Genomic DNA, 17,793 nt, shown 5'->3' on the forward strand with positions numbered 1-17,793 from the left:
CCGGAAGAGTACCGGCTGATGGCAGAGAACCCGGAAATCTCAAAAAGTGTGTGGAACTAAAACGGGTGTGCTTACAAGTACAGCATTAAACCAGACACAACAGACACTAACAAGAGTGAACAACTCATTAGAAGCAACAACAACCGCTTTAAACTCAGCGAAAAATATAATAGACCAACAAACAAAAAGATTGGAAGAGCAACACATAAAGCTGCACAAGTACTCAACAGAGTTAAAAAACAATACCATAAAGAACCAATCAAAACTTATAATAAAAGTAGCTTTAATCGTGGGAGCAATACATTTAGCGGCAGTTCTATCAGTAGGATACTTGATCATGCAGAAACAGCCACAACAGCCACGAATAACTTTAGACTCAAAAGCCGTGGCAAAATCAATAGTAGAGCAACTAAGATCGAAGAGATAAGAGAAAAGTTAAATATAAAGAAATCTATTATTCAACCTAAAAATAAAGAAAAAATAGTTAAAGAAGAAATAAAGAAAAATCCTTTGGGGTTGAGTATGAATGAATATAGATTTAAATCGAAGTTAAAAGAAGCTCTTAAAAAAGAAAAGATGACATTACATTTCGAAGAGGTAAATAAAATAGAGAGCCGCCGATTTTAGATAAAATAAAAGAGGCGTTGAACCTCTTTTATATGGTGTTTATTAGTATAATTTTTTGTTCTACTTCTTCAATTTATTTATTGTTTCCCTACCGTATTTTTTTTCCATTGTAGCTATAAATGAAGGTTCTATGTAATATGCGAAAGCTAACAAGCCCTTCAACTTATCGACGGCTTCCTGATCTAATTTTCCATAAGAAAAACGATGTATCGCTGACGATATTAATCTTTTTCTTTCTCGCCCAAGTGAGATGTTATCATTATTAGAGATTGTTATACCCGTAATATGTCGATTATGAGCTTTCGAAGAAAGAATGGTTTTATCTTGGTTCAAAGAAATAGCCCCTTTGAAAAGATCGAATAAAACCTTTTTTATTAACTCATCAAAGCCAATAAGAGTATTCTTTATGCTTGTCGAAAATGTCATATCATCAGCATATCTTGTGAATGTTATCTCTCTTTTCCGACATTCTGTTTCAATAATTTGATCAAATGAGTACATTATTACATTGGAAATGAATGGAGAACTGGGTGCTCCAACACTCAATTTTAAACTGGATTTCCTATGCTCTCGATAGAACAAACAGTTTGATATAATAGAAGCATTGTCTTTATCAAAATCAATATTGTTTCTTCTACACTCAGCAAAAAATATTTCAGGTGTCAACGAATTGAAAAAATTGGATAGATCCAGTTTCAATAAATAACTATTCTTTGAGTGAATGAGCGCATTTTCTTTGATTCCTCTTCCAGTTCTATAAGCATAAGCGCAATCATGTACAGGCAACATATTAGATAATTCTTTAACTATGATTCGTTGAATTAACTTCAGTTCCTTTGAAGGATGAGCGATTTTACGCTTTTCATCAGAGTTTCTTTTATCAATCTCATAAATTTTATATCTATAAGGAGCAGTGGTAATAAAAATATTAATGAGGTCATCACTTAAGAAAAGTGTGCTTTGTAAAAGCTTGCGTAATGATTTTAGATTATTGGTCATTTTCTTCACCATACTTGGCTAATACACTGAGGCGTCTTTGTTCTTTATCCCTTAAATTCAAAGCGAGTTCTTGTTTTAAATTTATTTTATTTTTTGTTTTGTCAAATTGTTTTTTGTCTGAGTAAGAGCCAAATTTTATATAATTGTCATTTGCGAGTTTTTTTGGTGGAAAAAAGTATGTATTGGAACTTCTTTTCTTTTTTTGTATTAGCTCTAGTGTTAATAGTAAGTAGATTAATTGAGAAAGACGTTTTTGCGGTATTTTAATTTGAAAGGATGAAAGAACTGATTCAATTTCCGAAATTTGAACAGGGAAGCTGATATTTATTATCTCAAGTATCAGCATGCATAGATGACCATCATCATTTTGTCTAAATTTTTCAACCTTAACTTTACTGTCCACTCTTGTAAATATATCTTCGCATATTTGACCCCATACAGCTTTGTCAAATTTTCCATTTTCGGCATCATATGGATAAGTGAGTACTGCTTCGTTTACATGAGTAGATATTCTTTTTAACGGGCCTAAAAAAATAAACGAGTCCTCACTCTCAACATGATCCTCTGGTGCGATAACACAAATCTTATCATAGAGATTTTCGAAAGAAGAAAATATCCCTAATTCAACCAGTGAGCCGGGGCTTTCAAGAAATAAAAGAACTTGCGAGGATATCTTAGCAATATCGTGTTCAAAATGAAGCAAATCATCATACTGGCCAGTCTCAATATAGTCCTTGAAGGATTCAGCCATCCGAAGGCAATTATGAAACTCTTCATGTTCAGTGGCAGTATAAGCGTAAAGCTGCCCGCGCATACTTGTAGGTATGGCTTCTTTTACATCAACAAGCCCCCCGCAAACAAATATTAAATTTAAACTGTTATTAATCACAGTAAAATTTTCGACATCAAGATTTTTAAATGTATCTTTTATGATTTGTTCGTACATCTAAATTCCCAAATAAAAAAAGAGACCTGTTAGTCTCTTTTTAACTCTTTACTAAAGGATGCGGCGGATGCAAATCGGCCGATCGTGTGAGTGAGCGAGCAGGATCGGCCGATTTGCATCTGACGCAACCCTAAATCTAAACAATAAGTTCGTGTCTGGCGAAACGCCCGACAAGGCTATATAACTAAAGCCCATACGCTAAAGAGTGTTTTTTTTATAGCATGATGAATGGAAATTTTCAATTGTTTTTGCCTGATTTTGCTTTTTCCTGCGATGCAACTATATCTGTGAAATCCATAGTGTTGGCTGTCGGGGATGTGCTGCTTGATGCTCTATGCATAGCTTTGTTAGCAAGTGCAATCCTTCACGCAGCAATTGCTTTAAGCTTCTGAGCTTGAACGTAATCTCCCCACCACTGCATCAGCTCTGTTCTTTCGGCAAGATACTCAGCACGGTTGTAAGCGGCTATGATTTCATCTTTCTTGGTATGAGCTAAGGCGGATTCAAGCACCTCTGTTCTAAATTTACCGCTTTCTTCAGCAGCCGTTCTTGCTATAGAACGCATTCCGTGGGCTACCAGTTCACCACCGAATCCCATACGGATGATTGCAGCATTAGCTGTTTGCTCATGCATGTGGTTAAGCGGGGCCTTAATGCTTGGGAAAACCCACTCTCTATGACCACTGATTGGTCTGATTAACTCAAGTATACGCATAGCCTCTTTACTCAGCGGAATCTTGTGAGGGCGTTTCATCTTCATAAACTCAGCGGGGATGTTCCAGAATCGATTATCTTCGTCTATATCACTCCACCGAGCACGGACAGCTTCTCCCGGACGAACCCACGTAAGGAGTTGCCACTCAATTAGAAGACGAGTTTCGAGTCGTATAGAAGCGTTAGATAGAGCAATTAAGAATCGGGGTAAATCATCTGGCGGTAAAGCGGGCATGTTTTGCTTCTTAGGCTTACTGAATCGCTGACCGAGGTTATCAGCAGGGTTAAATTCAATAAGCTCTTCTGTAGCAGCCCAACGAAAAATTTCATTTAAACGTGAAATGATACGGCGTAGGGTTTCCAATACGCCTCGTTGTTCTATGGGGTCAAGGTGTTGTTTTAAGAGCTTGGGACGGATCTCTTTGATCGGAACGTTGCCTAAACCGGGGAAGATATTTCGTTCAAGGCTCCGCCAGATATCTTCTGCGTGGTCTGGAGAGATACCAGAAGTCTTGACCTTCTCATCTAACCATTTCCTAGCAACCGCCTGTAGCGTGTGCTCAGTGGCATCCTTAAGGGCATTGGCTTTATCGTTGTTGTGAATCTGCGGATCGATACCATTTGCAAGCAACGACAAGTATTCATCACGTAAAGCCCGAGCTTTGGCAAGTGTGAGATGAGGGTAGGTTCCTAAGCTCATCTTTGTTCGCTTCTTACTTACTGGCACTGCATACCTGAAATACCAATTTTTCTTACCACCCTTTGATAGGGGAGCGATTCGTAGCATCAGGCCGTCACCATCAAAAAGGTTGATCTCCTTTTCTGCTGGCTTGGTATTTTTGATTTCAGTGTCAGTGAGTTTCTTAGCGATCTTTGCCATTTTTAGGACCCTCGATTTTGGGACCCTTTGCGTTGGGTCCCAAAAAGGGTGCCATAAGGAGTAGCTTCTAGCAAATTTCAGTAGACTTCTGTAGACGTAAAAAAGCCCGCAAGGCTGGTTCCATGCGGGCTTGGTAGACTTCAGTATACTTCAAACAACTAAAAAGTGGTGGAGCTGGCGGGAGTTGAACCCGTGTCCGAAATTTTGTAACTAACTAATTTGTAATGGCTAATAAGTTGCTTTGATTTCTGCGGCTCCTTTACGGCTCCTTTCAGTTCCTGCCACTGACCAGCTTAGGCTTTCTCTCCGTGTTGCCGTCATACTCCTTCAGATAGCGACCATAATGTCGGAAGAGCATTTCCGGCCCCTTGTGGCCCATTTGCGCCGCCAGCCAGAAAAGGTTCACGCCGCGACTGATCAGTCGTGTGGCAAACGTGTGCCGGGTCTGATAGGGATTGCGATACCTGATACCGGCTTTCCGTAGCGTTAGTACCCAGGCTTTTTTCCTGATGGCATCCGCGCTGGCCCATGGCTTGTTTGTCTTTGGATCCTCAAAGACACAACCGTCCTTCATGAAACTAAAGGGCTTTTGATCGTTGAGCGCGATCATCGCTTCCTCAGTTAATTCTACCTTGCGCGTTCCCGCCTTTGTTTTCGTCCCTTTCGTCACGCCCGACACGCTGGCGCTCTGTACATGCGCCGTCTTCTCAACAAAATCAATATCCATCCAGCGTAGCGCGCACAGTTCGGAGCTGCGCAGCCCTGTCTGGAGCGCAAACCTGAATAAGTTCTCCCACTGTTTATTGCCTGTTGATGTTAACAGCGCGCTCACCTCAGCTGGCGACAGCGGATCGACAATATAACTACTTTCTGCATCGCTTTTATTGCTTTGATACCGTGATGCTGTGACCAGCGACACCGGGTTAATTTGCAGCACCCCATCTGTTACAGCTTCATCCAGCGACGAGCGCAGAAAAGAAAGCTGGTTTCTGATAGTTTTGAGTGTTGTCTTCTGGCTCTGGATCCACAGCTTTAATGCCGCTGGCGTTAACTCACTGGCTGGTAATATATGCAATGACGACAGAGCACTACGGCATTTTTTATAACCGCCAATTGTCGATGGCGATAAATTACGTGTCTCACAAATATCAATATATTCGTCAAGATACATTTTGATAGTTTTACCAGATGCGGCATTACCAAAAATTTTTAACCGTGCTGAACGAGGAAAATACTCTGCATAATTAAAATTCCCTCGTTCAATTTTATTGTGTATTTCGCCGAGAGTTCTCTCGGCGTATTTGATATTTTTATTATTCACTTCAAGGTTGGATAATGGTTCCCGGCATTTAACTCCCTTATATGTGAATGTGATATTAATAGTTTCCCCGTTGCTGTGTTTCCTGATGGTCACGCCGCGCGGGAGTTTAGGCGATTCTGTCGAGCCCATTTTGCAACCTCACTAAGATCTATCCATCTCTCCTTAACGCCTTCGACTTTCAGCACCTGAACCCCTTCACGCCACACACCACGCTGTACGCGCTTGTTGATCGCATCAGGAGTTTCGCCTGTCTCTTTGCAATAAGTTGAGATGGGAACACAATCGAGGCTCAGCATAGATTTCTCCATTGCCCGGCTGCACCCGGGCTATTAGGGGTATTATTCGGCGCTGGCAGGCAGCAGACGTTGCCAGATTGCCGATACGTATTTCACTTGGTGGCGGGCGTCGGCCAGTGCGTTGTGTGCTACACCATCAAATGGCATATCACGCTTCGGGTCGATACCCAGCTGGCGACCAAGCTCTACCATCGTGCGCACATCACGGTCATTCCAGAATGGCCAGAACGCGGGTAACTGTGTGCGCTGATATGCCGACCGCAGAATAACGTTGTCGAACGTCGCGCCGTTACCCCACACCTGAATGCTGGTTGATGTGCGACATTCGGCAACGAAAAGGGTTAGATTTGAAAGAACCTTTGCAACAGGAAGTGACGCAGAAGCGATAGCGGCGCGAGCCTCACTGGATTGCTGTGACCACCACATGATCGTCCCGGCATCCAGCGATGCGCCTAATTCAGTTTCGCTCTCCAACTGAACGTTGGAATAAAACGTGTTACCGATTTCACCGGTGGCCGGCTCAAAGAAAACAGCGCCAATGGATACGATTGCGGCATTGGGCTTATTGCCCATGGTTTCGATGTCGATCATTAAATGGTTCACGTTAACTATTCTCCTGATTAGGTGCTGCTGCGAGCATTGCATCGTAGATGTTGCCGAAGTTAACGCAGAAGGTTTCATCGGAGTTGAATTCCACATCGTCACAGATCATAGCTGCGGCAATCATTTCAGCAGTTGGCTCAACCGGTACCAGCATCCAACCATCCGGAATTGCCGGAGAGTTACCATCCATCGCCGCCAGCGCGATGCGGGCCAGGTTTCTGATTTGCTCGATATCATCAGGTTCAGAATAAGGGCCGGATAAATCTTCCAGTTGCTCTCTTGTGAACTGCTCAAGTAGTTTCTGCATCACTCCCCCTCAACCCATTTCACTACAGCGGCGTGTCGCGGCTTAACAAAATTCGACAGACGAGAAGTTAGTGTGACTGTTATCATTTATCTCTCTCCAGCCGACCGAAGTCAGCTAAAAATTGCTATAGCCAGCAGCGTGAAAAAGCAGCCGACAAGCATGCCGAAAAGGTAAATTCCGATGGACTCCATCATTTTTGGCTCTCGATTGCGGTGTTGGGTTTATTGCCCATAGTTTCGAGGTCGATCATTAAGTTGCTCATGTGATTTCCCGTTTTCAGGTTGCACGAATCTCTCGCCAGATGGCGATAAATAACGGAATTACGCTTCACTAATTTCCCCGGCACGCAGGGAAATTAAGGCTGAGCAATTACGCTTTAAAGTTACCGATAAAGGTTTCCACTGGCTCGCCGTCGAATTTGCCGATCAGCAGGTCGCGGAATTCGTTGGCGATCGCTTCTTCCTGTGCTTCCAGTTGAACAATGCGCAGAACAAAACGTGGTTCGTCACCAGTGAGCAGGCTATTGCGAAGGCTGAATGCACGCTCACCAAGTCCTTCATACGGCACGCATTTGAACTCAAACGCCACCGGCATAACATCTTTGCTGCTGGCCTCAATGCTTTGCATGAGGGATTTTTTGCCGCTGAAATCACCGTCTTCATGATCCTGCTGGGTGGCCTGCTGGATAGTGATGCGTCGAACAGCCTGAGCAGCCTGTGAAATTTGCATGGTATTTCCGTCAGCATCAAAGGCCAGCAGGTAATCACTCCAGTCTTCCAACCATTCAGCGATTTGCTTTTGCTTCAGGCGGTCGCCGTTAATCGCCAGCAGCGCGCGGAATGACGCAGTCTGCTTCAGGGTGATTGCAGCAACGTTATCAGCATGACCCGGATTATCCAGCGTGCCGATATTGAACACGGATCGCGCAGTCATATTGTCCGCATCAATAAAGCAGCGAGCAGGTTCCTCGGCGCTGGCGTAGCCTTTAGAATAACGGGAAAAATCATCAATGCTGGTCGTAGTCATAGCACCACGAAAACGGAAGCGTTCAAGAGAAAAGCGCTCGAGACTTTCAACGCGAGTTTCTTCCGGGAGTAATGCTGTTGGGCAAGCTAGGCCGTTAATATCATTCAGGTGATAACCAGAAAGAACCAGATCTTTAACCTGCTTAAAAGTACCGCTGTCTACCTGAGACATAAAAATTCCTTATTAACAAATGATCGAATTGGTGGCAGTGAATTGGTTGTCAGCGGTTCACTGAGCCGCTTTAAGCTTTCCGTCTGTGGCACCGTTGATATTGAACAATTGCCCCTGATCCTCTTGCAGGATGGTGAGCTTGCCGCCTTTATTAACCCACATTGGCGTTTCAGTGGTGTCCTCTTCGGAGGCTTTTCCGCGGGGCGTCGGTGTGCTGTAGTTCAGCTTGTGTTTGATCTTGACGCGCTTCTCCTCAACGGAATTACCCATACGCTCAAAATCAAAGGTGAGGACCACTTTGCCTTTTGTGCCGTTATTCAGAACGCCCAATGCAGTGGTATTCAGTGCGGCGGCGATTTTGTTCATGAATACGCCGGCGTCCAGCTCGCCCAGAAAATCGGGCACTACGGTCATGCGATCATTGCTCATAGCATTTCCTCTCGGTTAAGCGGCTGCCGCCGCCGTAAGTTTCTCCATACACAACAGAGAAGAGCACCTGCGCTTGGCGTTGCGCCCGGGTGGATTGGGTTATGAGCCCGTCGCCCGGTGATGCTCTTGTCTGTTGTGTAAAAAGGGCGGTACCAGGGACTTCAAGGGATGGAACTGGTACCGCCAAGACTACACACAGCAATACTGGTACTACGGTTATCACGGTCCTAAGCGTGATTTGGTTGTGATACCCGGTCGCTAACCGGCTTATTTCCTGCCGCTCGGTTTTGGTATTGGCCGCCAGTTGCTACGGCTCAGCCGATTTACAGGTCTTTGCGTCGGCCGGCGCTGCAGCTTGCTAAAGCACATCACAACGAAGAGAACACTGCCGGTGTCCGAATTGAACGGACTTTTTCTCTGCCCAACCCACGCCACTTAAGACGTCTGTCTGGAATCGAACCAGCACTTATGCCTTGCTCGTCAATGCTCTCATCGTTGTGTGCCTGTCTTTTAACCACGTCAGGCTCGGTGGATCCTGCTATTCCCCAACAACAAGGATTCGGTTAATCTGGATATCCCCAACAACAAAGGAACTTGTATGAATAATGACGACTACGAAGAGAAGCACATGACTCCCTACAAGAGACCTGAGCCTCCTCCGAAAGATGACGATTCTGAATGAGGTAAAACATGTCCCGACACGATTTAATTTTCGATATCCATTACTCGTATTATCTTGAAAAAATGTTTTCGACATTAACTGCTCGGATTGATCGGATATTAACCTTTTTGATAATTCTGTCGGGATGTGGTGTCTTTGTTTCTATTTCTGGCTACATGTGGTTCGGTGCATTTATTGCGGCGCTATCAATTAGCCAGGTGGTGTTTCAATACTCTCGTGCGTCAGGTATAGCTGCTGAACAGGCACGCTTTTACCTTGAACTAATCACTGACGAAAAGTTTCTGACTGATGAGGTGTTACTGGTGCGTTTTAAGCAGATTCAAAACGCTGATTCAAAACCCTGGGGCTGTCTCGAATTACCAGCACACAAGAGAGCTACGATAGCTTTAGGGCTTGATGATAAAACCAACCAACTCGGTAGACAGGAAATTCTCGCTGCATGGTTCGCGGGGGATTTACCAAGAACAAAAGAAAATGACAACCAAACCGGGCGGACATAGACCGTCAAACCCAAGACCAATACAACCAGTGAAGCCAAGAAAACTGACCCGATAATTTTGTTGGGGAACCAGATTGTTAAAGAGCGAAGCGTCCATTAGGGCGCTTTTTTGTTGCTTGCGAATCATCCCGGCCTTCATATGCCCCGGGCGGCTACTTCATGGGCGTCCTGCCTGTTCGCTGTTGATGAAATAACTATGACTTGAGTAATAGATAAAGTCAATGCGACTTGCTGGATTTTTATGATTTAGATAATAATGTGAGGGGGTTGCCTGCCGAATTTTTTTTAGTACGCTGGGTGGAAATGATGAACTACTATACGTTTATACAGTGATTTTCGATGCTATGCGATTTTTTTTGCTAATGTATAGAAAATATCATGAGAAGAGTGTGAGGAGGTGATGATGGGCGTACTTTATAAAAAAGGCTGTAATGGCGACTACATTCCCGCCGATGTAGACGATACGGAAGTCATTTACTTCCGTAATTTCCGTACAAGAATTTGTTCTGCTACCCCAACAACCCAATCCGAGTCCTTTATCTCTGTGACAGGGATTCTTTCGTCATCTACAGATAAAAAGCCATATCCGGAGCCACCGTCAAGGAACCGATAAACTGAAATTTCCCCTCTAATTACCGTAACAACAAGTTCATTGTTGCCAGGGGATATGGTGGGGTCTACAAGGACGACAGAGCCAGCCGGAGCCTGCATTATCCCTGTGTTCTTCTTCATGATGTATGCGCGATAGTGTGGTGGAACGCTTTCAGTCCATGATATCACATCAGGAGTTGAGCCATTCTCATCCCACACTGCCACTATTCTGGATGCATCGAGTTTTTCGGGTACTGATTCAGGGTTGCCACTCATACTGCCGCTACCGTTTATCAGCCAATCAGCGCTAATTCCTAGGGCAGCAGCGAGCCTACCGGAATACTTTGATGTCTCGTTTTTCCCGGTCAGTATCTTCGAGATTATTGATTGGTTCACACCTGATCGCCGGGCCAAATCACTCTGAGTCATGATCCCCGTTTCGGTCATGGCGCGCTTTAGTCGTTCACATAATGTCTTCATGACGTGAAAGTATTACCTATGTAATCAGTAGTCAAATTACCCATATGATTGACTTTATCTATTACTCAAGTCATAGTTATTTCACAAAGGTAATAGGGTGTGACTTATGAATATTGTCATTAAGAGGGCCATATCCATTGTTGGTTCTCAAAAAGAACTAGCCAGAAAAGTAGGTGTAGATCAATCCGCTGTTAGTAAGTGGTTGCGAGGCGGAGGTATTCGGTCTCAGTACATTTCTGGTCTTGTTGCTGCCACCAATGGAGAGCTAACAGCGGTTGAGATCATCAATTCGCTGAGCGTTGAGACTACAACACAGCAATCTCAAGCGTAACCACAGGAACAGGGGGTAAACCGTGGGTAACGAACCCGAATGGAAAATTGAACGTCAGCCAGCATGGCTGGTGACTGCAATCAGAAAGACAATCACAGAGTTTCCCGGTGGCTATGCGGAAGCTGCTGAATGGCTGGGTGTCACGGAACACTCGCTATTTAACCGCCTACGTAGCGATGGCGATCAGACCTTCCCGCTGGGTTGGGCGATGGTTCTGCAGCGAGCCGGTGGCGGCAATCATATTGCTGATGCTGTGGCATCCCACTCGAATGGGGTATTCGTGAAATTGCCTGAGATTGAACAGATGGGCAATGAAGAACTCCTTCATAAATTCAATGACCTTCTGTCTGCGCTTGGACATTTTGCGAGATTCTATAACGAATCAACGGCCGATGGGGTGCTGGATCGCGATGAAAGTAAGCGAATGAAAGCGAAGGGATATCGTGTGCAGGCGCTGGTGGCGGAAATTATGGTCGTCACAGAAATGCTGTTTGGAGAAGATGACGCCCGCGAGTGTGCAGCTCCGGGCGCCGTGGCGAATAAATCATTGTGTATGGAGAAATCCGCATGAGCAATTTAACCGCAAATTGTCATTTGCCGCAACTCAGGATGATCCCGGTATCGGGCGCGCCTTCGTTTCGGTATGAGCGCATGGTATCAGGTCGCTGGGTTCCGTGTAACCACAGTCGCGCGGCTCGAATTGTGGGTGTATTCAACCGGAGGGCCGCCCAATGGTTCAGCAAGTAAACAGATTTTCAACCCCATCCATGTTGCCGTCTTTCAATTCCGGACTGGTAACGATGAGCAGTCGGGAGATAGCTGCACTGGTCGAGTCTCGTCACGCAGATGTATGCCGAACAATCGAGAGGTTGATAGCTGCTGAGGTAATTCAGGGGTATGCGCCGACGGCGTACACCCACCATCAGAATGGGCAGCAGTACCACGAATACCTGGTTAGCAAACGTGATAGCTATGTTGTTGTCGCTCAGTTGTCCCCTCAATTCACTGCCCGTCTTGTTGATCGCTGGCAGGAACTGGAAGAGCAAGGGGTCAGTGTACCGCAGACGCTACCCGAGGCGCTGCGCATGGCTGCTGATATGGCAGAGCAGAATGCGCGGCTGGCGATCAAAGTCCAGCAGGACGCGCCAAAGGTTGCATTCGTTAATCAGTATGTTGAGGCCGGCGGCGCTAAAAGTCTGCGTGAGACGGCGAAGATCCTCAACATGCCGCAAAAAGCGATGATCGACGTACTGCTGCGCGACAAGGTTTTGTTCCGTCAGTCTGGTAATCTTCTGCCGCATGCCCTGCGCCAGCGTGATGGCCTGTTTAGCGTCAAAACTGGTACGTCAGATTTCGGTCATGCCTATACGCAAACCCGCGTAACCCCTCGTGGCGTCCAGTGGATCGCCGAACGCTACGCCTCTGAATTGATGGGGGGCTAACGTGACAGAGCATATTCAACCCCTGAACCGGTATTACCGGGATCATCACGGCATCGTCGTGAATGTGATCGGTTATGACGCCGCTGGACAGCGTGTTATCTACCGCCGTCCAGGTTACGAATGGGAATGCGCGGCACCGCTGATAGTGTTCCGTGCAAGATTCAAGAGGGTGGACAAGTGAGCAGCAAACTTCATGGTCTTGTATGGGAAGGTTGCGCGCATGCTGGCCTGATACTTTCCCGCGTGGCCGTTATGGCTCGTCTGGCGGATTACAGCAATAACGAAGGCTTATCATGGCCAGCGGTAGAGACTATTCAACGCGAGATTGGGGCAAAGAGCACAACAACAGTATCTACAGCGATTGCTGAGCTGGAGCGTGATGGCTGGCTGGTGAAGACTGAGAGAAAGGCAGGGGGGCGAAACCTCAGTAACCTTTATCAGATTGACGTTGAAAAACTGGAGGCAGCAGCCGGGGCTGCACGGGCATTCTATAAAACAGCGAAGAAACGAGCTTCCCGAACTATCCCCCCAAATATTGACCCCTCAAAAAATGACGGGTCAACGGTTAACCCCTCAAATATTGACCCCTTAATCGTTGATGGGTCAACGGTTGATAAAACCAGAATAGTTAACCCCCCAATGGTTGACCCCGATCCGTCATTAAATTCAAAACATGATCCGTCAGATAAAAAGATCATTTGCCAGGCTCCTGCAGAGCCCGACCCTGAAGTTGTTTTAACTGACTCTGCGAAACAGGTACTTGCTCACCTTAACCTGGTGACCGGATCGCGCTATCAGGTTGGCAAATCTTCACTCGAAAACATCCGTGCCCGGCTGGGGGAAGAATTCACCACTGAAGAGCTGATCCTGACCGTGGATTACCTAAACGAGAAATGGTCCGGCGATTTGGCAATGGCTGAATACCTGCGGCCAGCAACGATGTTCCAGCCCACTAAATTCCCCGGTTACCTGTCGGCTGCCCAGAAATGGGCCGAGGCTGGCCGTCCTAAGTGTGTGAACGGGAAGTGGGTCAAAGCGGGCGGTGAGGTTATTGGTGGCGACAACGTCGATGTTGCCGAGCGTGATGCTGCTTATCGGCGATTTATTGGCAGTGGAAGACCGATCAAACATCCCAGCCATCTTGAACTGCTGGTTAAAACTGAGGCCAGTAAAGCGGGTGTTCGTAGTATGCGTGCTGATTTTGCGGTTAGCCGTTGGAATGGTATCTGGAAAGATTGTGCAGGGCGAAATTCAGGAGGTGCAATGTGAATAGCCCATATAGTCAGGCGCTGCATGAGCTTCGCAGTCAGAAGTGCCACAAATTAAAAGAAGTCGGCGATCAGTGGCAAACGCCTGATCTGTTGTTTTGGGGCATCAACGCGATGTTTGGTCCGCTGGTACTGGATTTATTCGCTGACGACAGCAACGCTAAATGCCCGGTCTGGTATACAGCAGAGGATAATGCTTTGACACAGGATTGGTCAGAAATGCTGGCGGGGATCGGTGGTGGTGCGTTTGGTAATCCTCCTTATATTCGTTCTCAGTATCACGATAAGCAGGCGGTAACCGGAATGGTTCACATCATGAATCACACTGCTGCTATGCGTGAGAAAGGCGGGCGTTATGTTTTCCTTATCAAAGCGGCAACGAGTGAAACATGGTGGCCAGAGGATGCCGATCATGTTGCTTTCATTCGCGGACGCATTGGGTTTGATCTGCCAGTATGGTTTGTTCCTGCTGATGATAAACAACAGCCCACTGGGGCTTTTTTCGCTGGCGCAATAGCTGTGTTTGATAAGTCCTGGCGTGGTGAGCGGTTCAGTTATATCAGTCGTACTGAACTGGAGGAAAAAGGGCGGGCGTTTATGTCATTGGCTCAATTTGCCGCTGCAAAGGTGGCTCCGCCTGCCCCGGTGGAAGACGTTATGTCCGCTGAAGTGGAACAGCCAGAGGTAGAATCCCGTATCTGGCCGTTGGAAGTTGGTCTGGTGTTCAATCAGGTTGAGGGGGCGGATTCTCTGGAGTTGGCCCTGCAGAACAAGCTGAAGGCGAACATCAATCAGCTCTGGCTTGAGCGTATGCCCACAAGCGAAATAATCACCGTGGCTTGTGGTCTGGTCAACAGCATGCAGGGGGCCGTCAATGCGTGAAATTATCGTTGATAACTTTGCTGGCGGCGGCGGGGCCAGTACCGGCATCGAAATGGCCACCGGCCGCAGCGTGGACATAGCAATCAACCACGACCCGAACGCGATCGCTATGCACACCACAAATCATCCGGAGACGCTGCACTATTGCGAGTCAGTGTTCGATATTGACCCGGTATCAGCGACCGCAGGCGCACCGGTGGGACTTGCCTGGTTCTCTCCCGACTGTCGGCACTTCAGCAAAGCCAAAGGCAGCACGCCGGTTAAAAAAGAGATTCGCGGTCTGGCGTGGATCGTCCTGCGCTGGGCGCTGGCCACCCGGCCCCGAGTCATGATGCTGGAAAATGTGGAGGAATTTAAAACCTGGGGGCCGCTGCTTATTGGTGAAGATCGTCCAGACCCGGAACGTACCGGCGAAACCTTCGCGGCGTTCGCTGGCATGCTTAGCACCGGCGTGCCATCGGATCACCCGGCGCTGGATGAGGTGTGCGAATCGCTGCAGATCGGCCGACACGGTCCGGAGGCGCAGCGCCTGATCGCCGGGCTCGGCTACGCGGTCGAGTATCGCGAGCTGCGCGCGTGCGATTACGGCGCGCCGACGATCCGCAAACGCTTCTTCATGGTGATGCGCTGCGACGGGCAGATGGTCGTCTGGCCGGAAGCCAGCCACGGCGATCCGAAAAGTCTGCCAGTGCAGAGCGGACACTTAAAGCCTTGGCGTACAGCGGCGGAATGCATCGACTGGAGCATACCCTGCCCGTCAATTTTCGGGCGCAAGAAACCGCTGGCTGATAACACCATGCGTCGGATAGCTCGCGGTATTCAACGGTTCGTGATCGACAATCCAACGCCATTTATCGTGAAGTGCAATCACACCAGTACTCGCACCAAATACGATTGTTTCCGTGGGCACGGATTAAATAAACCGTTGCATACCATCACTAAAAAGCATGGTTGTGCCGTGGCCGCACCGGTGATTGCCCCTGTTTTTGCTGGTACAGGCGGTTCAACATTTCAAATGAAGCCACGCCCGGTCAATAAACCATTTTTCACACTGCTATCGCAGAACCGTACAAATGTGATCTGTCCACTTTTGGCGCCAGTAATCACCCGGCAGTTCGGCAGCAGCATCGGCCATCGAGTGGACCAACCCAGCGGTACGGTCACTGCAGGTGGCGGCGGTAAAAGCCAGTTGGTGTTCCCGACGCTTATACAGATGGGCTACGGCGAACGACCGGGGCAGGCACCACGTGTGCTCGATATGCAGAAGCCTGTCGGCACGGTCACAGCCGGCGGCAATAAGTTTGCGATCGCCAGCGCGTTTTTAGCCAAACATTTCGGCGGGAACTACACCGGTCCCGGTGTTCCGCTGGATGGCCCAATTCATACGCTCACTACTACTGATCATCACGCGCTGGTTACATCGAGCATCATAAAAATGCGCGGCACTAATACCGGGCAACCTACTGATACGCCATTGCAAACCGTTACTGCGGGTGGCCAGCATTTTGGAGAGGTACAGACCCGTCTGACGTTACAAGATTATGATGAATCTCTGGCTTTGCAGGTTGCTGAATTTCTTCACCAATATGGTTTAAGCGAGTTCGTTCTGATTGATGGAGTGACTTACCGAATCGTTGATATCGGTATGCGTATGCTACAGCCAAAGGAGCTTTATAAGGCGCAGGGCTTCCCTGATGGCTACGTTATCGATCAGGACTATCACGGCAAGCGTTACGCCAAAGACAAGCAGGTAGCCCGCTGTGGTAACGCCGTTCCGCCGCCATTCGCCCGTGCGCTGGTTGAGGCAAATCTGCCTGAGTTATGCAACCAGCAGCGGGAGGTTGCATGAGAGCGCTGTTAACCCCTGAAGTTGTGCCACGCCTTGGCGTGGTGCTGCTCAAACCGGGCAAAGAGTTAATGCGCCTGTTCTGCGCAGGGCGCGTGCTGGTGGAGTCCGAACCGGAGAACATGGCCAGGCTGTCAACCGGCCGCGTACCGGATGCCCGACAGCCTCTGGCAGAGGATGACGCTCTAATTCCATTTTTTACTGATGAACGGGTTATCCACGCTGCGGGTGGCCTCCCCGGGCTTGAACACTGGCTTGAGCGGAATGCCTGTGAATGTCAGTACCCGAACTCGGATTATCACCATCATGAGCTGGTGACCATGCGACACGCCCCGGGCGCGATGATGCTCTGCTGGCACTGCGATAACAAACTTCGTGAGCAGTCAACCGAGCTATTGGCCAGCATAGCGCGACGTAACGTTATTGACTGGATCATTGATACCGTTCTGGTCGGTCTTCGGTTTAATCGCGAGCGGGAATTATCGATTGCCGAGCTGTGCTGGTGGGCGGTTTACGTTGGCGTGGTTGACGCTATCCCGGAGGCATTGGCCGCCCGGGCGCTGCACTTGCCATATGAGCCGTTCCCGGCGGTTTACAGGGAAAGTGACATCGTTGCCGCCGACAACCGGCCCAGCGTCGCCCTGCAGGAGAAAGCTAAAGCTGCAGGCGAGCGGAAAAAGTGCAGGCTAGTCGAAAATCAGCAGGTAATGCAGGAGCAGCAGCCGAAGGTTTTAGCATTGAGCGCAGATCCTGAGTCACCAGAGTCTTTCATGTTACGGCCTAAGCGCCGCCGCTGGACGAACGAGAAGTACACACGTTGGGTGAAACAGCAACCATGCCTGTGCTGTGGACGGCAGGCAGACGACCCCCATCACCTGATTGGTTATGGACAGGGCGGAATGGGAACAAAGGCGCATGACCTGTTTGTGATACCGCTTTGCAGAGCGCATCACGACGAGCTGCACGCTGACATGCGGGCGTTTGAAGAGAAGTACGGCACGCAGCCGGAAATGCTTCTGCGTTTTCTCGATATGGCCCTGGCGAAAGGTGTGATTGCTACGGGAAAAAAAATCTTGGGAGAGAAAAATGAATGACATTTACGATGTACTTGAACGTTGGGGCGCATGGGCTGCTGCGGATAGTAGTGGCGTCGATTGGCAACCTATAGCTGCCGGATTCAAGGGCTTACTTCCCCATGAGAAAAAATCACGTACTCAGTGCAATGACGATGAAGGTATTATGATTGATGGGTGTGTGGCCCGATTATGTAAATACAAACCTGAAGAATATGAGTTAATTATTGCTCATTTTGTTTTTGGTATTTCACTACGATCTATCGCGAAGAAGAAGAAATGCTCTGACGGCACGATTCGAAAGGATATACAAACAGCGATGGGGTTTATCGAAGGAGTGATGTGTATGGTAAATTATGTTGGTTGATAATGTAACAGCG

Annotated in this window: 21 protein-coding genes; 11 read left to right on the plus strand and 10 right to left on the minus strand. The window is 47.8% G+C overall.

The genetic code is table 11. From position 1 onward, the window contains the following. Positions 1 to 46 precede the first annotated feature (46 nt). A complete protein-coding gene (locus tag AC07U6_RS09235; RefSeq protein WP_494764596.1) occupies positions 47 to 427 on the plus strand; it encodes a hypothetical protein in 381 nt (126 codons plus the stop codon). A gap of 260 nt (positions 428 to 687) precedes the next feature. On the opposite strand, the gene AC07U6_RS09240 is transcribed toward AC07U6_RS09235, so the two are convergent. The 9 genes from AC07U6_RS09240 to AC07U6_RS09280 form a co-directional block, all read right to left on the minus strand. Next, on the minus strand, positions 688 to 1,626 hold the full coding sequence (locus tag AC07U6_RS09240; protein WP_432469575.1) for a retron St85 family RNA-directed DNA polymerase: 939 nt from the start codon (positions 1,624 to 1,626) through the stop codon (positions 688 to 690). After that, a complete protein-coding gene (locus tag AC07U6_RS09245) occupies positions 1,616 to 2,572 on the minus strand; it encodes a retron St85 family effector protein (RefSeq protein ID WP_494763539.1) in 957 nt (318 codons plus the stop codon). The genes AC07U6_RS09240 and AC07U6_RS09245 overlap by 11 nt, the downstream gene beginning before the upstream one ends. Positions 2,573 to 2,936: 364 nt before the next feature. Beyond that, positions 2,937 to 4,166, minus strand: a complete 1,230-nt coding sequence (locus AC07U6_RS09250) for an integrase domain-containing protein (protein ID WP_494763538.1) — start codon at positions 4,164 to 4,166, stop codon at positions 2,937 to 2,939. A 271-nt stretch (positions 4,167 to 4,437) separates the two neighbouring features. Beyond that, positions 4,438 to 5,616 carry an Arm DNA-binding domain-containing protein gene (locus AC07U6_RS09255; protein ID WP_494763537.1) on the minus strand — a complete coding sequence of 393 codons (1,179 nt, stop codon included), beginning with the start codon at positions 5,614 to 5,616 and terminating at the stop codon, positions 4,438 to 4,440. Beyond that, positions 5,577 to 5,783, minus strand: coding sequence for a hypothetical protein (locus AC07U6_RS09260; protein WP_012906810.1), 207 nt, complete (start codon positions 5,781 to 5,783; stop codon positions 5,577 to 5,579). The genes AC07U6_RS09255 and AC07U6_RS09260 overlap by 40 nt, the downstream gene beginning before the upstream one ends. A gap of 42 nt (positions 5,784 to 5,825) precedes the next feature. Next, positions 5,826 to 6,386: a 3'-5' exonuclease gene (locus AC07U6_RS09265; RefSeq protein WP_494763536.1), complete on the minus strand. Its 561-nt coding sequence runs from the start codon at positions 6,384 to 6,386 to the stop codon at positions 5,826 to 5,828. Position 6,387: 1 nt separating this feature from the next. Next, positions 6,388 to 6,693, minus strand: a complete 306-nt coding sequence (locus AC07U6_RS09270; protein ID WP_494763535.1) for a hypothetical protein — start codon at positions 6,691 to 6,693, stop codon at positions 6,388 to 6,390. 369 nt (positions 6,694 to 7,062) lie between these two features. Further along, positions 7,063 to 7,890 (minus strand): YfdQ family protein, encoded by an 828-nt coding sequence (locus AC07U6_RS09275; protein WP_494763534.1) that lies wholly within the window; start codon positions 7,888 to 7,890, stop codon positions 7,063 to 7,065. Positions 7,891 to 7,947: 57 nt separating this feature from the next. After that, entirely contained in the window at positions 7,948 to 8,319 is a 372-nt protein-coding gene (locus tag AC07U6_RS09280) for a YfdP family phage-associated protein (RefSeq protein WP_494763533.1), read from the minus strand. Positions 8,320 to 9,009: 690 nt separating this feature from the next. On the opposite strand from AC07U6_RS09280, the gene AC07U6_RS09285 reads away from it, so the two are divergent. Beyond that, positions 9,010 to 9,501 (plus strand): hypothetical protein, encoded by a 492-nt coding sequence (locus AC07U6_RS09285; protein ID WP_494763532.1) that lies wholly within the window; start codon positions 9,010 to 9,012, stop codon positions 9,499 to 9,501. 473 nt (positions 9,502 to 9,974) lie between these two features. Here the strand turns inward: AC07U6_RS09285 and AC07U6_RS09290 are convergent, their stop codons facing one another. Beyond that, positions 9,975 to 10,520 carry a helix-turn-helix domain-containing protein gene (locus AC07U6_RS09290; protein WP_494763531.1) on the minus strand — a complete coding sequence of 182 codons (546 nt, stop codon included), beginning with the start codon at positions 10,518 to 10,520 and terminating at the stop codon, positions 9,975 to 9,977. Positions 10,521 to 10,677: 157 nt separating this feature from the next. Here AC07U6_RS09290 and AC07U6_RS09295 point away from each other — a divergent pair, with 157 nt between their 5' ends. The 9 genes from AC07U6_RS09295 (at position 10,678) to AC07U6_RS09335 (ending at position 17,780) form a co-directional block, all read left to right on the plus strand. Then, positions 10,678 to 10,902 (plus strand): transcriptional regulator, encoded by a 225-nt coding sequence (locus AC07U6_RS09295; RefSeq protein WP_494763530.1) that lies wholly within the window; start codon positions 10,678 to 10,680, stop codon positions 10,900 to 10,902. Positions 10,903 to 10,924: 22 nt separating this feature from the next. Next, positions 10,925 to 11,473 (plus strand): YmfL family putative regulatory protein, encoded by a 549-nt coding sequence (locus AC07U6_RS09300; RefSeq protein WP_494763529.1) that lies wholly within the window; start codon positions 10,925 to 10,927, stop codon positions 11,471 to 11,473. A gap of 229 nt (positions 11,474 to 11,702) precedes the next feature. Beyond that, on the plus strand, positions 11,703 to 12,344 hold the full coding sequence (locus AC07U6_RS09305) for a phage antirepressor KilAC domain-containing protein (protein ID WP_494763528.1): 642 nt from the start codon (positions 11,703 to 11,705) through the stop codon (positions 12,342 to 12,344). Between the two features lies 1 nt (position 12,345). Further along, positions 12,346 to 12,525 (plus strand): DUF4222 domain-containing protein, encoded by a 180-nt coding sequence (locus tag AC07U6_RS09310; protein ID WP_494763527.1) that lies wholly within the window; start codon positions 12,346 to 12,348, stop codon positions 12,523 to 12,525. After that, positions 12,522 to 13,613 carry a conserved phage C-terminal domain-containing protein gene (locus AC07U6_RS09315; RefSeq protein WP_494763526.1) on the plus strand — a complete coding sequence of 364 codons (1,092 nt, stop codon included), beginning with the start codon at positions 12,522 to 12,524 and terminating at the stop codon, positions 13,611 to 13,613. Before AC07U6_RS09310 ends, AC07U6_RS09315 begins: the two co-directional genes overlap by 4 nt. Then, a complete protein-coding gene (locus AC07U6_RS09320; protein WP_494764532.1) occupies positions 13,610 to 14,494 on the plus strand; it encodes a phage N-6-adenine-methyltransferase in 885 nt (294 codons plus the stop codon). The genes AC07U6_RS09315 and AC07U6_RS09320 overlap by 4 nt, the downstream gene beginning before the upstream one ends. Continuing rightward, entirely contained in the window at positions 14,487 to 16,343 is a 1,857-nt protein-coding gene (locus AC07U6_RS09325; protein WP_494763525.1) for a DNA cytosine methyltransferase, read from the plus strand. Before AC07U6_RS09320 ends, AC07U6_RS09325 begins: the two co-directional genes overlap by 8 nt. After that, positions 16,340 to 17,434 (plus strand): DUF968 domain-containing protein, encoded by a 1,095-nt coding sequence (locus AC07U6_RS09330; RefSeq protein WP_494763524.1) that lies wholly within the window; start codon positions 16,340 to 16,342, stop codon positions 17,432 to 17,434. The genes AC07U6_RS09325 and AC07U6_RS09330 overlap by 4 nt, the downstream gene beginning before the upstream one ends. Next, positions 17,427 to 17,780, plus strand: coding sequence for an antiterminator Q family protein (locus tag AC07U6_RS09335; RefSeq protein WP_494763523.1), 354 nt, complete (start codon positions 17,427 to 17,429; stop codon positions 17,778 to 17,780). The genes AC07U6_RS09330 and AC07U6_RS09335 overlap by 8 nt, the downstream gene beginning before the upstream one ends. The last annotated feature ends 13 nt before the right edge of the window (positions 17,781 to 17,793 follow it).

Source organism: Erwinia sp. GW821-FHT03D09, from assembly GCF_059420805.1.

Coding starts and splice junctions, on each gene's coding strand:
- AC07U6_RS09240 (WP_432469575.1), bottom strand. CDS start 1,626: ATGACCAATAATCTAAAATCATTACGCAAGCTTTTACAAAGCACACTT.
- AC07U6_RS09245 (WP_494763539.1), bottom strand. CDS start 2,572: ATGTACGAACAAATCATAAAAGATACATTTAAAAATCTTGATGTCGAA.
- AC07U6_RS09250 (WP_494763538.1), bottom strand. CDS start 4,166: ATGGCAAAGATCGCTAAGAAACTCACTGACACTGAAATCAAAAATACC.
- AC07U6_RS09255 (WP_494763537.1), bottom strand. CDS start 5,616: ATGGGCTCGACAGAATCGCCTAAACTCCCGCGCGGCGTGACCATCAGG.
- AC07U6_RS09260 (WP_012906810.1), bottom strand. CDS start 5,783: ATGCTGAGCCTCGATTGTGTTCCCATCTCAACTTATTGCAAAGAGACA.
- AC07U6_RS09270 (WP_494763535.1), bottom strand. CDS start 6,693: ATGCAGAAACTACTTGAGCAGTTCACAAGAGAGCAACTGGAAGATTTA.
- AC07U6_RS09275 (WP_494763534.1), bottom strand. CDS start 7,890: ATGTCTCAGGTAGACAGCGGTACTTTTAAGCAGGTTAAAGATCTGGTT.
- AC07U6_RS09280 (WP_494763533.1), bottom strand. CDS start 8,319: ATGAGCAATGATCGCATGACCGTAGTGCCCGATTTTCTGGGCGAGCTG.
- AC07U6_RS09285 (WP_494763532.1), top strand. CDS start 9,010: ATGTCCCGACACGATTTAATTTTCGATATCCATTACTCGTATTATCTT.
- AC07U6_RS09290 (WP_494763531.1), bottom strand. CDS start 10,520: ATGACTCAGAGTGATTTGGCCCGGCGATCAGGTGTGAACCAATCAATA.
- AC07U6_RS09295 (WP_494763530.1), top strand. CDS start 10,678: ATGAATATTGTCATTAAGAGGGCCATATCCATTGTTGGTTCTCAAAAA.
- AC07U6_RS09305 (WP_494763528.1), top strand. CDS start 11,703: ATGAGCAGTCGGGAGATAGCTGCACTGGTCGAGTCTCGTCACGCAGAT.
- AC07U6_RS09325 (WP_494763525.1), top strand. CDS start 14,487: ATGCGTGAAATTATCGTTGATAACTTTGCTGGCGGCGGCGGGGCCAGT.
- AC07U6_RS09330 (WP_494763524.1), top strand. CDS start 16,340: ATGAGAGCGCTGTTAACCCCTGAAGTTGTGCCACGCCTTGGCGTGGTG.
- AC07U6_RS09335 (WP_494763523.1), top strand. CDS start 17,427: ATGAATGACATTTACGATGTACTTGAACGTTGGGGCGCATGGGCTGCT.